The sequence below is a fragment of the Pleomorphovibrio marinus genome (assembly GCF_003347495.1).
GTDB classification, from domain to species: domain Bacteria; phylum Bacteroidota; class Bacteroidia; order Cytophagales; family Cyclobacteriaceae; genus Pleomorphovibrio; species Pleomorphovibrio marinus.
This window is the reverse complement of sequence record NZ_QCXY01000004.1, coordinates 20,024-34,213: the sequence shown is the minus strand read 5'-3', so window position 1 is coordinate 34,213 and position 14,190 is coordinate 20,024. Positions and strand designations below refer to the sequence as shown.

The following is a 14,190-nucleotide window of genomic DNA, read 5'->3' as shown; positions in this document are numbered from 1 at the left end:
ATGGTGAAAGTAAAATGTAGCACCTTTAAGCCTTTTATTGCCCTCTTTTACGGGGTATTTTTATGTTTGTTTCAATCTTGTACCTTTGACAATGAGGCACAAATTATCGTGGATAAAAGCATAGCGGCACATTGGGGTGAGGGTTGGGAAACTATAAAAATGGAGTTTGATTTCAGGGACATCCACTATACCCTACAGAGAGGGAAGGATGGCTACAGCAACTACAGCCGTGAATTTGAAGATTCCCTTTCTCGTAGTGTAAGGGACGTCCTGGTCAACGGGGAGTTCCAGCGTTATGTGCAAGGGAATGCTGTAGAGGTAACCAAAGACAAGGAGAGGGCATATAGCAATTCGGTTAATTCTGTCATGTATTTTAACCTATTGCCGGTGGTGCTTAACGACCAAGCAGTGAATAAGCAGTTAATTGGAGAGGTGGCTATCCATGACAAACCCTATTTTCTACTAAAGGTGACCTTCGACAAAGACGGGGGCGGAGACGATCATGATGATGTTTACCTCTACTGGATTGACAAAGAATCTTACCTGATCGATTACCTTGCTTATGAATTTCATGTTGATGGAGGAGGCAAAAGATTTAGGGAAGCCATAAATAGAAGGGAAATCGGGGGGGTACAATTCCAAGACTACAAAAACTTCAAGGCAGATGATGCAGAGGACATTTTCATTATTGACGATTTGTTTCAACAAGAAAAATTAGAGATACTGTCTGAAATTATAAATGAGAATGTTGACATCCAAATAAAATAAAAACCCTTACTTATTGATTTTTAATATTTTAACCTAAGAATTAACATTTTCTCTCCAATAAATTTTTATAGGTCTCAATATTGCATAATTTTACCTTAGGAGTTTAATTGTGCTTATTACATTTTTGATAACGTACATTAAACATTTCACCCGTTTCATGGTTTCATGTTGAATAAAACATGTATTTAATAAGGTAGGTTATGAAAATGAAGGAAAGAATCGCCAAAAATGGATTATCCTCGAATGGAAAGCTGACTAGTTCTAAGGAATTGCTCATCAAGGATGCCATATTTATCAGGGATAAGGGCTGTTTATCGAAAGTTAAATTTATGGATATCATTTACCTTAAGGGAGATGGTAATTACACCACGCTGGTGACTAGGAAGAAGTCTTATTCCCTCCGTAATATATTGAAGGAATTTGAGGAGTTGCTACCAAGTGACCTCTTTATTAGGATCCATAAATCTTACATCATCAATGTAAATGAAATTAACACGATTTCTCCCAAAGAAATAACAGTGCTGGAGGAAAAGGTACCGGTGGGCAGGACATATTATCAAAACCTCATCAATGGGATCCAAAAATTGGGAAGTAATGGTATAGATTGATAGCCATTACCTTATTTCCAGAGCAAACTACTATCACCGTAGCTTAAGAAACGATAGTTTTTTTCCAGAGCTGCGCTGTAAATTTTTTTCCATTTTTCACCGACGAACGCAGCAACCAATAGCATTAGTGTAGAAGAGGGTTGGTGAAAGTTTGTAATTAGGCCATCGACCATCTTGAAAGGATATCCCGGATAAATATAGATAGAGGTAGTTCCAAAAAGTACATCACTTCTATCCTCCTCCATTTTTTTGAGTACTGCCTCTATGGCTTTTTTGGGGTGGGGAAGTTCGTCAGGATCAAATAAGTAAGGATCATTCTTGTCTATGGCAAAGGGTTCCTGCTGGTTATTCAACAACTTAACACCATACCAGTAAAGACTTTCTAAAGACCTTAGGGAGGTGGTACCTACGGCAACAAGCTTGTCCCTTTCCCTGATTAAGTTTTCCAGGTTTTCCCTGCTAAAAACCATTTGCTCACTGTGCATGGGGTGATCCCTGGGATCTTCACTTTTTATGGGTTGAAAGGTCCCAGCACTCACATGTAGGGTAAGGTAGTCCAACCTTGTTTTCTGGGTCTGCAAGGTGTCCAGTACTTGCTTGGTAAAATGTAGTCCCGCAGTAGGAGCAGCCACAGCACCTTCGTTTTTGGAATATACTGTTTGGTAGCGGGGTTTATCCTCCGCCTCTGCTTTTCTGTTCAGATAAGGGGGTAGAGGCACTTCCCCAATCGCCTCAATTACCGAGGCAAAAGAAGTGTTTTCCGGTGTCCATTGGAGGTTTACCCACCGTTTTTCCCTATCTACTAGGCGGGCTTTTAACCGAATATTCCCTTGACCAAGGCTTAAGTCCAGGTTGAGGGTTTCAAGGTCCTTCCATTTTTTTTGGTTGCCTATCATGCATTCCCAGGTAGCCTCCCCATTTGCCTCCATTGCTAGCTGGATTAATGTAGAGGGAAGAACTGGCTTCAGCAGGAAAATTTCAATCAGGGCACCCGTTTCTCTTTTGAAATACAACCTCGCCGGAATCACCTTGGTGTTGTTAAATACCATCAGTGAATTTTCAGGTATATGGGCAGGGAGTTGGCGAAAAGTATAATGCCTAATATCCCCATTTTTATACCATAGGAGCTTTGACAGGTCTCTTTCTTCCAAAGGGAACTTTGCAATTCTTTCTTGTGGTAAATCGTAGTGAAAATCAGAGTTTTGAAAACGCTGCATATGCTTTTTATGTCATTTTTGCCTGTAAAGAACTGCCAAAAGCTTACTTTTGAGTAAACGAGTGCAAATATAAGGCGATTTCAACTCAATCCCATTTTCTCCAAAAGCAGATGAGTTCATCATTTACCTGTAAGGCCATTTTAAAACCTTACACCCTTCAGTTTAAGTTTGATGCCGGTACCTCCCGGGGGGTACTGAAATCCAAAGTTACCTTCCTCCTTCAGGTACGTTCTACTGCCTTTCAAAATCAATTTGGTTACGGAGAAGCAGGTCCCCTTACCGGGCTTAGCAGGGATGACCTGCCGGATTTTGAGGAAAGGGCAAAGAAGGCCCTTCAATATGTTGAAACCTTAACATTGCCAAAAGACCCCCAGAAGCTGTTAGATGTCCTGGGTAGTGAAATGGATTCCTCTCTACCAAGCTTAAGGTTTGCTATGGAAACCGCATTACTGGACTTGGTCCAGGGAGGGAACCAAGTGCTTTTTCCCTCTACATTTACCTCTTCCAAGCGTGCCATACCCATAAATGGTCTTGTGTGGATGGGGGAAATGCAGTTTATGCAGGATCAGATTGCACAAAAGCTGAGAGATGGCTACTCCTGTATAAAGATGAAAATTGGGGCATTGGATTTTGACCAGGAATGTAGGTTGTTGGAGATGGTGCGTAAAACCCACGGTGCCGAAAGGGTCATTCTAAGGGTGGATGCGAATGGAGCCTTTGACAGTGACACTGCCATGGAAAAGTTAAAGGCCCTCTCCAAGTTTAAGATACATAGCATTGAGCAGCCAGTACAGCCAGGCCAGTGGGACCTTATGGGAAAGTTGTGCAGGGAATCCCCTGTGCATGTGGCCTTGGACGAAGAACTCATAAACATTGCCGAAGTGGAAGGTAAGAAAAAACTGATGGACACCCTTCAACCGCCCTATATCATACTGAAACCCACCCTGCTTGGAGGACTGTCAAGCAGCAGGGAATGGATAGGGATGGCAGATAGTAAAGGAGTCGGCTGGTGGATTACCTCTGCCCTGGAAAGCAATATAGGCCTAAATGCCATAGCCCAATTTACAGCCACTACAGGCAATACCCTCCACCAGGGGCTTGGTACCGGGCAGCTTTATCACAACAATTTCAGATCACCTTTAAGCATAGCAAATGGGGAGCTGACTTTTCAAAGGGACAAGGGGTGGCAGGATTTGAAGGAGCTATTCTAATAATGATCACAGATGGGAAAGTAAAAGGACAACCATTTGGTTTTTTTACTGACCCTAACTTTTCCTAATTTTCGAGTCGGGCACCTTTGGTGAAATAAAATTTATTACATAGGTTAGGAATGGTAATATTTAATCGGAAGTCGATTAATTTCCTCAACATAAACCCAATATTATGCGTTTCCTACTCGCTTTTGCTTCGGTATTCCTCTTGATAGTTTCCACTTTATATGGTCAAGGCAACCTTTTATCCAAAAAATACACCCAGGAAGATTTAAATACCCATTTGGTCTTAGACAGATCCTGGCTGGATTATCCTGCATATAAGGACAGGGAAGGTTGGGAAGCTTCTATTTCGGAACCCTTGAGAATGGTTTATATAGAAACAGGTGAAGCTTATTTGGGGTTTGATTGGCCACAAGTAAAGGCCACTGATTACCTTGCGTTTGTAAGATCGGGTAGCAGGGTAATTATGCAAAACCCCTTTTCAGAAAAAAGAAAGGCATTTCAAGCCCTATTTATGGCAGAGCTGATGGAAGGAGAGGGGAGGTTTATCGATGACCTAGTCAACGGTATCTGGGATCTTTCAGAAATGACCTATTGGGGTTTGTCCGCACACCTCTATCTACAGGAAGCGGGTTTCGGAATTCCAGACGTGGAGGAACCCACTATAGATCTTAATGTGGGTCAAATTGCCGCGGAGTTGGCTTTAGCACATCATTTTTTCCATGAAAGTTTTGAAGAGATAAGCCCACTAATAAACCGGAGAATCAAAAAAGAAGTCCGTGAAAAGATGCTGGAGCCCTATTATGAACGGGACGATTTCTGGTGGATGGGACTAAATACCAGTAGACAAAGAATGAATAATTGGACCGTTTGGTGTAATTACAATGCCCTGATTACCATACTCTTGATGGAGGAAAACCCAAACAAGCGAAAGGAAGGGGTGTTTAAAACCATGGTTTCAGTGGATAGGTTTTTGGATGCCTATGAGGATGATGGTGGTTGCGATGAGGGGCCTTCTTATTGGAGTCATGCCGGGGGCAAACTCTACGATTACCTCAACCTTCTGGACAGGGCCACCCAAGGTAAGGTAGATGTGTATGGGGAAGAAAAAATTGCTAATATTGGAAGGTATATCTACCGGGCTTTTATTGCAGACCGATACTTCATCAATTTCGCAGATGCCTCAAACCGTGTTGCTACAAGGGCAGGGGAAATTTTCCGTTTTGGCAAAAAGATAGAAGACGATACTATGATGGGGTTTGGTGCCTATGTGGCTCGACAACAGGAATACGGAAGTAAACCCTTGACCGGAAAAATAGAGCTGGCCCTAGAAAATCTCCTCCACATGGAGGAACTCCTGGAGTATGAAGAGGAGGCCCCCTATTTGGGAAGTGTTTGGTTGCCTGATACAGGACTTGCAGCTGCAAGGGAAAAAGAGGGAAGTAAGGAAGGGTTTTACTTTGCAGCAAAGGGTGGCCACAATGCAGAAAGCCACAACCACAACGATGTGGGGACATTTATTTTATATATGGACGGAAAACCTGCGCTGGTAGATGCAGGGGTGGGGACCTATACAGCCCAAACCTTCAGTGACCGCAGGTACGAAATATGGACCATGCAGTCAGAATACCATAACCTTCCTGTGATCAATGGACTTGGCCAGAAAAACGGACTGCAGTATAGCGCAAAATCGGTGGATTTTGAGGAAAATAACAGGAGAAAGCGTTTTACAGTGGATATTTCAAATGCCTATCCTGATGAAGCAGGAGTAGACACTTGGTTGAGGACTTATTCCCTAAGGCCTGGAAAGGAATTTTTGATTGAAAATGACTTCCGACTTCAAAAAACCGAGGGGGAAACCCTTCAGCATTTTATAACGGCCTGTAAGGTAAGTAATGACGGTGAGGGAAGGTTGACCTTAACGGGAGATGGGTTTAAGTTGGAAATGCAATTTGATCCCAACCTGTTTGAGGTATCCACTAATCCTATTAAGATGGATGATGAGCGTCTGCAAACTGCTTGGCCAGATGGACTTGAAAGGATAGCCTTGGTGTATCGCTCTCCCAAGTCAAGGGGCAAAGATACCATCACCATCAAGAGGCTGGAGTAGATGATGGGAAATTAATTCAATACACCCGGCCTGCCTTTTCGGATATCAAACAGAAGGGCAACCGCCAAGACTGCATATTGGATAAACCGTAGTGCTGCAGAGGTTTCGACCTCAGGGACGCTATATGCCTCATAGGAAGTAAAAATCATCAAGGACCAAAGTACAAGGCTTCTATAATGGGTAAGTACAGAGATTCCCAAGGGAATAAGGATGTACCAGGGGTGCACCACCGTATGCAGCAAAAAATAGATCAAATAGCACCAGATAGCCTTTTGGAGAATATCCATGGGCAATACCCTCTGGAAAACGATCCAAAGAACCAGCAATGCAGTAAGTAGGGTTAAAATGGGGCTCAGGTAAACAATGGGATTGTAATCCATCCATTGCATGGCGACATCCCGCACCAGGAAGTATATGGATGCATTGAACTCGAATTTTCCGTGGTAGAGTTTTATACCTTCCCAAAACCCACCCCAATCAGCACCTAAGGGCAAAAACGCCAGCAACAGCACAGCCATGGTGCCCAGCAGTAACCATTTCCTGATTGTAGACTCGCTTTGAAAGTAAAGGAGGGGAGCCAATACTATGGGAGTCAATTTAATGCCAATCGCCATTCCATAGGCTAATCCAATCCTCTTACTTTTTTTGTGCCATAGCCAAAAAGTCAACAACAAAAAGAATAAGACCACCCCCTCGAAGTGAAGGTTTCCGGTGATTTCCAGTATCACCAAAGGGTTTAAGGCATAAAGTAAGACCCTGGAGGTCGGTTTTTTAAACTGTTTCGACAAAATATACAAAAGTAGTATCACGCCAACTTCGAAACCGAGTAGGATAAGCCTTACCACTAGGGTCGAAATCCAAAGGTTTTCCTGTCCAATGGCAGCAGCCATCCAGAAGATAAGCTGGTTTGGTGGGGGGTACACGGAAAAATAGTCAGGGCTGTTAAGTTGTTCGTACAGGCCTCTGTAAAATGTGGGGTCGCCAGATTGCAGGAGGGGGAGGGCTTCGGTGGGGGTATGGACAAAGGGATTCATCCCATTCAGCAGGAGGTGGCCATCCCAGATAAACCGGTAAATATCATCTGACAGCGCGGGAATTGCCAGCAGAAGTAGAAAGCGGAACAGCAGAGACAGGAGAATCAGCGTCCGGAATAGGGGCCGAAACTTCCCAAAGGAATCGTAAATCAACAAGTACAGCCCAAAAAGTAAGGCAAAGATAAAAAAGCCCAGCCCAAACTGGGTCCTGGGAATAAAATACCCCATCAAGATTATACCAAGGGCATAGAAAATAATCAGTGTCCCTAAATAAACCCTTTTATCCCTCATGGACTCAACTGTAATTCCCTGCGGTACCGGGTATCCGACTTCTTGTTTCGGTTCCAGTAGTCAATTTGCCGGATTGCCTTCCTTTCCCCTGTAGTGACCTCTTGGTTGCCGTCCTCATTTTCATGTATTTCCTCAAAGTAAATAATTTGATGAGGAAATGATTTTTCGAAGTGGACCTTTAGCGTTCTGTTATATTCCACGTAATCTACCTCCAGTTCGTCATAGGTGCTGTCCACCCTGTTGATACGGATCAGGGCTTTTTGGGGGGCAGGCTGGATATGGGAAAACCGTTGTTCCAATAATCCCGGGATCAGGTTTATCTCCCCTGTGGGAAGGTGCTCAGGGCCAAAGCGGATCAGGTTCCAGAGGTGGTCTTCTGCCATGGCAGTAATGCTGAATTCCTCATCTCCCTCTTCCTCAAAATAGGAAAACAACTTCACCTTGTACCGGTCTCCTCCGGAGAGATTCATCTGCGTAAATGATTGCCCGCACCATTCTTGGGAGGAGGCAGTGATTTTCATGGCAGAAGTGTTGGCATATACAGGTGAAAACACGGAAAGCATCATGTGGTAAGGATAGATACCGGTCTTAAACTCCTTCGTAAAATTCAACTTTAGCACCTTTTCGGCATCCCTGCCAGCTTGCTCAGGGTCGTCCAGTTTTACCTGCTTCTTTCTGGAAAAATCCTCTGTGACGAATATCATCACGGCCTCTCCCTCTCTTTCTTCGCCGTAGCGATATTGGAGCAGGTCAAATGTGCTGATTTCTGCCTGGCCCTGGTACCAGTAGTTATGCCACTCCTGGGTATCCATATTTTGCCTTTTGGGCCCGCTACAAGATAAAAAAAACAATAGAAGATAGAAGGGTAATAGGAAGGGACTTTTCATAACTAACCGTTTTTTAGCGAATGTAAGCATTAAAAAATGCAAAATAAAGGGGAATTGGGCCACATATTTTCTCCTGCAAATCATTTAGAATGATTTTTGCGTACATAATTACAGTAGCAATGATGCAATCCACTAACAATGAATGAAATCGAGCCTGCCTGGACGGCAGTCAGGCATGATGAAGATGAAACACGGAGGGATGCCCCCTGATAGCTACTGGATGGGGCAGGCTATGTGGCAAATAAAAAGAAAATATAAGCACATGAATTTAATAAAAAAATATAGCAGTTTGTTATGGGTAATACCATTAGTGGGGTTACTGGGAATGCTGCCCTTTTCGGATGAATTGGCGGAGAAAATAAGGGTGACCCTTAATGCATACCGGGTGAATTTGGCTCCTGAAAAAGTATATGTTCACCACGACAAGCCCCATTACCTTAGAGGGGAAATGATATGGCTGAAAGGCTATGTAGTGGAAAGCAGCAACCTTATCCCCACCAAAAAAAGTGGCGTCCTTTACGTGGATTTGTTGGATAATGCAGGCACCCATGTGAAAAGCCTTACCCTGCCCATCATGGACGGGGAGGCAGTGGGGGACATTTTACTGCCGGATGATCTGGATCCCGGGGTTTACCGGATTTCTGCATTTACCAACTGGATGAGGAATTTCGGGGAGGAGCATTTTTTCCAAAAAGAAATACTGGTCTTGGGTGAAGACAGGAGCTCAGAAGAACCTACCCTGGACGGGGAGGCCACAGTGGATCTTCAGTTTTTTCCCGAAGGAGGGGACTTGGTAGATGGGATTACCTCCAATGTGGCTTTCAAGGCCTTGGGCAATAATGGATATGGAGTGCCTGTGGAAGGTACTGTTTTTGATGCCAAAGGACAGAAAATTACGGATTTTAAGGATTTTCACTTGGGAATGGGTGCCTTTGAACTGACTCCTGAAGTGGGAAAAAGGTATTTTGCAAAAGTGAATTTCAAGGATGGCTCTACCCTGGATTATCCTTTACCACAGGTATTGGAAACCGGTTATGTGCTGGAAGTAGATGAGGTCGAAGACCCTGAGCAAATCCAAGTGCGGGTAAAAACCAATTCCTCATCTGAACAAAACCTGGTACTCACGGTAATTGCAGGGGATGATCTTAAACAAGCAGAGGAGGTACAGGCTAAACCAGATACTCCGGAAGTCTTTAACCTCCAGAAATCTGAATTTCCATCGGGAATCCTAAGGCTCAACCTGGGAACTGCAGAAGGGGAGCCCCTAGCGGAACGACTGGTGTTTATTAGGGAAAGCAAGCCCAATGCCCTAAAAGTGGGGTCGGATAAGGACAATTACGAAACTCGGGAAAAAGTGACCTTAGAGGTAGACTTTGACAAGGAGGAGGATGAGGATTTCAGGTTTTCCGTTTCCGTGACCGCTGATGAGTGGGTAGGCAGAAAGCAGAATGAGGAGAATATCATGACCTATTTGCTTTTAAGCTCAGACTTAAAAGGGCATATAGAACAGCCTGCCTACTATTTTGATAACCAGGATCCGGAAAGACAACGTGCCCTACGTTACCTGATGATGACCCAGGGCTGGAGTAAATACCAGTGGGAGGCCATTGCCGCACAAAAGTTACCCAACATCCAATATCCCAATGAGTACGATCTTAATATTTGGGGAGCCTTGAGAAAGCCCAATGGACAACCCATAGAAAAAGGGGAAGCCCTCTTGTTTTTAAAAGACCGTTTTCAAACCTTTATTACCACCCCCGTGGATGAGGAGGGAAGATTTAGGTTTAGGGGCTTTTACTTTAAGGATTCCATTGATGTGATGGTTCAAGGTACCGACGCGAGGGGCAGAACCAGCAATGTGGAAGTACATATGGCCTACCGGGATTTTTTCCCTTTTCAGCCTCAGCCTAAGGTTAGCCTTCCCGCGGAATTTGGCAAGATGGTACCCGAAGGATACGCACTTTCAGGACAGCAATATACCCAACCCTTTGACGCTGATGTAGGAGCCATGGAATTGGGAGAAATCCTATTGGAAGAAGTGGTGGTAGAAGGAAGGGCGGATATCCACGAACCTTTCCGTCTCCATAGGCAGGCAGATGTCACCTTGGAGAGGAGACAGCTTCCTGTGGCTCCATCGGGGAACATTATGGAAGCACTGCAAGGAAGGGTTGCTGGTCTTCAGGTCACCCAGTCCGGATTCAATGAATTCAGGGCCGTGATACGTGGACAAGGTACACCACTGTACCTTTTGGATGGTATGCCCATTGATGAGCGTACGGTTTCCAGCATCAATCAATTTGACATCGCCAGGGTAGAAGTTCTCAAAAGTCCCGGAAATATAGGAATCTACGGAGGTAGGGGAGGGGGAGGAGTAATTGCCCTCTTTACTGAAAGGGGAGCGGCTATACAGGAAGAACCCGAACCGGGAAAACACCTGGTCACCCACAAGGCCACTGGATATACCAAAACGAAGAGGTTTTATGCCCCAAAATATGAATCCCCTGAGTCTGATTATTATGACCTGCCGGATTTAAGGTCCACAGTATATTGGAACCCCAATATGATGGTGACCGATGAAGGCAAGGCCAGAATCACTTTTTATACCTCAGATGCAGTTGGGGATTATAAGGTGATCCTTGAAGGGGTAAGCAGCGAAGGTCGCCCCCAATATGCCAGCCACACCTTCAGCGTAAGCGGAGCACCAGAAATGATGGAGATGGGAAGTGCAGAATAAAAGTTCGCACCGAAAAGGAGCTGAAGCCTCCTTTTCGGTGCTTTTTTTAATTACAGGAGATATACAGGTTCTGGATGATGTCCCTGCTTAAGCGGATGAAAAAAATAGTCCCCCCTTTCTGGTATAAGTTCAAATGTCGCGGCAACCTTTCGAGAAAGGAATCCTAATTTTTCACCTTGAGGTAAATGGAATAATGAGCATCCTTTCCTGGACTGTAACCGAAGAGAGGTAAAACCCCAGTAGGATTAAAATGGCAATGATTTTAGAGTTGCAGTTGCAGGGAAGAATATGGATTGTCTTCGGATTTATTTTTCATCTGTTTATAATTTCTTTTAAGCGGTCATATAGCCTGCCCCGAACTCGTTTCGGGGGAATGCCCAGAATAATCATCCCCCTGTGTGAGAATTCTTTCTCATGGGCATTTCAGGTGGCTATTGGGCAAAACCCACAAATAAGCCCTCAACTTTGAAATTTTACAGGGCATTTGCGCCTAAACTACCTTGGAATATGCAGGAAGCCAGGTTTGGACAATCTTTATAGGTATTCAATAAAATGGACTTGGAATACCAGGGCTGGGCCTTACTTGCATTTGCCTGTTCTCCGCAATCGCTTACTTTCTAAATATAGCGGTAGCATCTCGCTTTTTTTACTTATATTTTGCCCTGAACACGGTGGGGCCTAAAAAGGAACCAAAAATAACAGTGCAATACTAACTACATGAACAATAAAGAACCACTTGCCTATATCCTTTTTTTATCCATAGTTGCCGCCATTGGCGGGTTTTTGTTTGGCTATGACACCGCCGTGATTTCGGGGACCATAGGCCAGGTGAGTGCCCAGTTCCAGCTTTCTGCCATGGAGCAGGGTTGGTATGTGGGGTGTGCCTTGATAGGCTCCATTTTGGGGGTCTCCATAGCTGGGGCCCTTTCGGATAGGTATGGCAGAAAACCTGTACTGATTCTTTCGGGGCTGTTGTTTTCCGCCTCGGCCATTGGCTGTGCATTTTCCCATAGCCTAACCGAATTGGTGGTGTTTCGCATCATTGGAGGCATGGGAATTGGTATGGTTTCCATTGTTTCTCCCATGTATATTTCTGAGGTGGCCTTACCCCAGTACAGGGGATCCTTGGTTTCCCTATACCAACTTGCCATCACCATAGGCTTTTTGGGTGCTTACCTGGTGAACTTTCAGTTACTGCATATTTCCAGGTCAGCTGGATTTTCTTCGGAGAGTGTTTGGGCCAAAATTTTTCAGGATGAGGTATGGAGGGCCATGCTGGGTATGGAATTTTTACCTGCTTTCCTGTTCTTCCTGGTCCTTTTGTTGATTCCTGAAAGCCCGCGCTGGCTGGTAATTCAGGGCAAAGTGGAAAAAGCGGAACTGGTGTTTACCCGTTTATACGGGTCCCTAGAGGCCGCAAGGAAAAAAATATCGGAAGTGGGGCGGGTATCCAGCACTGGAAAGGGCGTGCAATGGGAGCAATTAAAAAGCCCTCAGGTACTCCGACCCGTACTTATAGGGGTGGCCATAGCCATTTTGGGTCAATTTATGGGCGTAAATGCAGTACTATATTATGGCCCCAGTATTTTTGAGCAGAGCGGGCTTTCTGATGGAGATGCTCTTTTCTACCAGGTTATGGTAGGGGTGGTGAATGTGCTCACCACCATCCTTGCACTTATTATCATAGATAAGGTGGGCAGAAAGAAGCTGGTGTACTTTGGGGTAAGTGGGATGATCATCACCCTGCTGTTGATCAGTTTTTATTTTTATAAAGGGGAAGAGTTGGGTTTATCCTCCGTATTTCTACTGGTGCTGTTCTTGGCCTATATTTTCAGTACGGCTATTTCCATTTCTGCTGTTATCTTTGTTTTGCTTTCAGAAATGTACCCCAATTACATCCGGGGATTGGCTATGTCCATTGCCGGATTTTCCCTTTGGGTGGGTACCTATCTGGTTGGGCAGCTCACGCCGTGGTTTTTGGAAAACCTAAGCCCCACGGGCACCTTTTTGCTCTTTGCGTTTATGTGCCTGCCCTACATGTATATCATATGGAGGATGATACCCGAAACTGCGGGAATGAGCCTGGAGGCCATAGAGGCATATTGGATGAAAGACAGCAAAGAAAAAAGACCATTGGATCAATGAATAACAAGGAAAAAATGAAGGGGTTGGCAACAACCTATAAAAATGAGCTATTGGAAAGGGTAATGCCCTTTTGGACAGAAAACAGCCCTGATCATGAGTATGGAGGCTTTTTCACCTGTTTGGACAGAAAGGGAAAGGTCTATGATACCGATAAGTTTGTATGGCTTCAGGGGAGGCAGGTGTGGATGTATGCCACGCTTTACGATAAGGTGGACAAAAACCCCGTTTGGCTGGAATTGGCCTCCAAGGGTGCCGATTTCCTGCAAAAATTCGGTCATGATTCGGAAGGGAATTTTTATTTCTCCCTGGACCGGATGGGAAGACCCCTGGTTCAGCCCTACAATATCTTTTCCGACTGCTTTGCAGCCATGGCCTTCGGGGCACTTTATAAAGTGGATGCCCGGGGGGAATATGCTGAACTTGCCAAGAACACCTTCCAACGGATTTTAAAGAGAAAGTCGAACCCCAAGGGCAAATATGCCAAGGCCTATCCGGGTACCCGTCCCTTAAGGGACTTTGCGTTGCCCATGATTTTGAGTAACCTCACCCTGGAGCTGGAACATCTCTTGGGTCCGGAGATGGTGAAAGAGCTGGTGCCGGGGGTGATACATGAGGTGATGGAGGTCTTTCTCCAGCAGGATACCGGGATTATCCTGGAAAATGTTTATCCCGATGGATCCTTTTGCGATTCTTTTGAGGGAAGGCTTACCAGCCCCGGACATGCCTTGGAAGCCATGTGGTTTATGCTGGACCTTTCCCATAGGTTTGGGGATGAAAGCTTGGTGCAAAAGGCCGTTGAAACCGGATTGAAGACCCTGGAGTACGGCTGGGACAACACCTACGAGGGTATTTATTATTTTCTGGACTACAAAGGTCTCCCACCGGAAAAATTGGAATGGAACCAAAAACTATGGTGGGTGCATTTGGAGACCTTGGTGTTCTTGGCCAAGGCTTACCAATTTACCGGGGATGAACGTTGTGCCAGGTGGTTTGAAAAGGTGCATCAGTACACTTGGACCCATTTCAGGGACGAGGACTACCCGGAATGGTATGGCTACCTGGACAGGTATGGCAAAGTGCTGCTGCCCATCAAGGGGGGTAAATGGAAGGGCTGCTTTCATGTGCCTAGGGGATTGTACCAGGTTTGGAAGACGCTTGAGAGTATCGAATGATTTTTGGTTT

General features: G+C 44.9%; 10 protein-coding genes. 7 read left to right on the top strand and 3 right to left on the bottom strand.

The window, feature by feature from the left end; translation table 11 throughout:
- Positions 1–768 (top strand): DUF6503 family protein, encoded by a 768-nt coding sequence (locus DB520_RS11680; protein WP_114749915.1) that lies wholly within the window; start codon positions 1–3, stop codon positions 766–768.
- Between the two features lie 200 nt (positions 769–968).
- Positions 969–1,376 (top strand): LytR/AlgR family response regulator transcription factor, encoded by a 408-nt coding sequence (locus DB520_RS11675; protein WP_317047760.1) that lies wholly within the window; start codon positions 969–971, stop codon positions 1,374–1,376.
- An 11-nt stretch (positions 1,377–1,387) separates the two neighbouring features.
- On the opposite strand, the gene DB520_RS11670 is transcribed toward DB520_RS11675, so the two are convergent.
- Positions 1,388–2,593, bottom strand: a complete 1,206-nt coding sequence (locus DB520_RS11670; protein ID WP_114749914.1) for an S-adenosylmethionine:tRNA ribosyltransferase-isomerase — start codon at positions 2,591–2,593, stop codon at positions 1,388–1,390.
- A gap of 110 nt (positions 2,594–2,703) precedes the next feature.
- Here DB520_RS11670 and DB520_RS11665 point away from each other — a divergent pair, with 110 nt between their 5' ends.
- Together DB520_RS11665 and DB520_RS11660 are read left to right on the top strand one after the other, a co-directional pair.
- Positions 2,704–3,804: an o-succinylbenzoate synthase gene (locus tag DB520_RS11665; RefSeq protein ID WP_114749913.1), complete on the top strand. Its 1,101-nt coding sequence runs from the start codon at positions 2,704–2,706 to the stop codon at positions 3,802–3,804.
- Positions 3,805–3,976: 172 nt separating this feature from the next.
- A complete protein-coding gene (locus DB520_RS11660; protein ID WP_114749912.1) occupies positions 3,977–5,917 on the top strand; it encodes a heparinase II/III domain-containing protein in 1,941 nt (646 codons plus the stop codon).
- A gap of 11 nt (positions 5,918–5,928) precedes the next feature.
- On the opposite strand, the gene DB520_RS11655 is transcribed toward DB520_RS11660, so the two are convergent.
- The gene (locus tag DB520_RS11655) at positions 5,929–7,242 is read right to left on the bottom strand and encodes a glycosyltransferase 87 family protein (RefSeq protein ID WP_114749911.1); all 1,314 of its coding nucleotides are present in this window, start codon (positions 7,240–7,242) and stop codon (positions 5,929–5,931) included.
- Positions 7,239–8,054: a hypothetical protein gene (locus DB520_RS11650; RefSeq protein WP_232834935.1), complete on the bottom strand. Its 816-nt coding sequence runs from the start codon at positions 8,052–8,054 to the stop codon at positions 7,239–7,241. Before DB520_RS11650 ends, DB520_RS11655 begins: the two co-directional genes overlap by 4 nt.
- 217 nt (positions 8,055–8,271) lie before the next feature.
- Here DB520_RS11650 and DB520_RS11645 point away from each other — a divergent pair, with 217 nt between their 5' ends.
- The 3 genes from DB520_RS11645 to DB520_RS11635 all read left to right on the top strand — a co-directional run bounded on the left by DB520_RS11645 (position 8,272) and on the right by DB520_RS11635 (position 14,180).
- Positions 8,272–10,863, top strand: a complete 2,592-nt coding sequence (locus DB520_RS11645) for a TonB-dependent receptor plug domain-containing protein (RefSeq protein ID WP_114749910.1) — start codon at positions 8,272–8,274, stop codon at positions 10,861–10,863.
- Between the two features lie 717 nt (positions 10,864–11,580).
- On the top strand, positions 11,581–13,008 hold the full coding sequence (locus tag DB520_RS11640) for a sugar porter family MFS transporter (RefSeq protein WP_114749909.1): 1,428 nt from the start codon (positions 11,581–11,583) through the stop codon (positions 13,006–13,008).
- Positions 13,005–14,180 carry an AGE family epimerase/isomerase gene (locus tag DB520_RS11635; protein WP_232834934.1) on the top strand — a complete coding sequence of 392 codons (1,176 nt, stop codon included), beginning with the start codon at positions 13,005–13,007 and terminating at the stop codon, positions 14,178–14,180. The genes DB520_RS11640 and DB520_RS11635 overlap by 4 nt, the downstream gene beginning before the upstream one ends.
- The last annotated feature ends 10 nt before the right edge of the window (positions 14,181–14,190 follow it).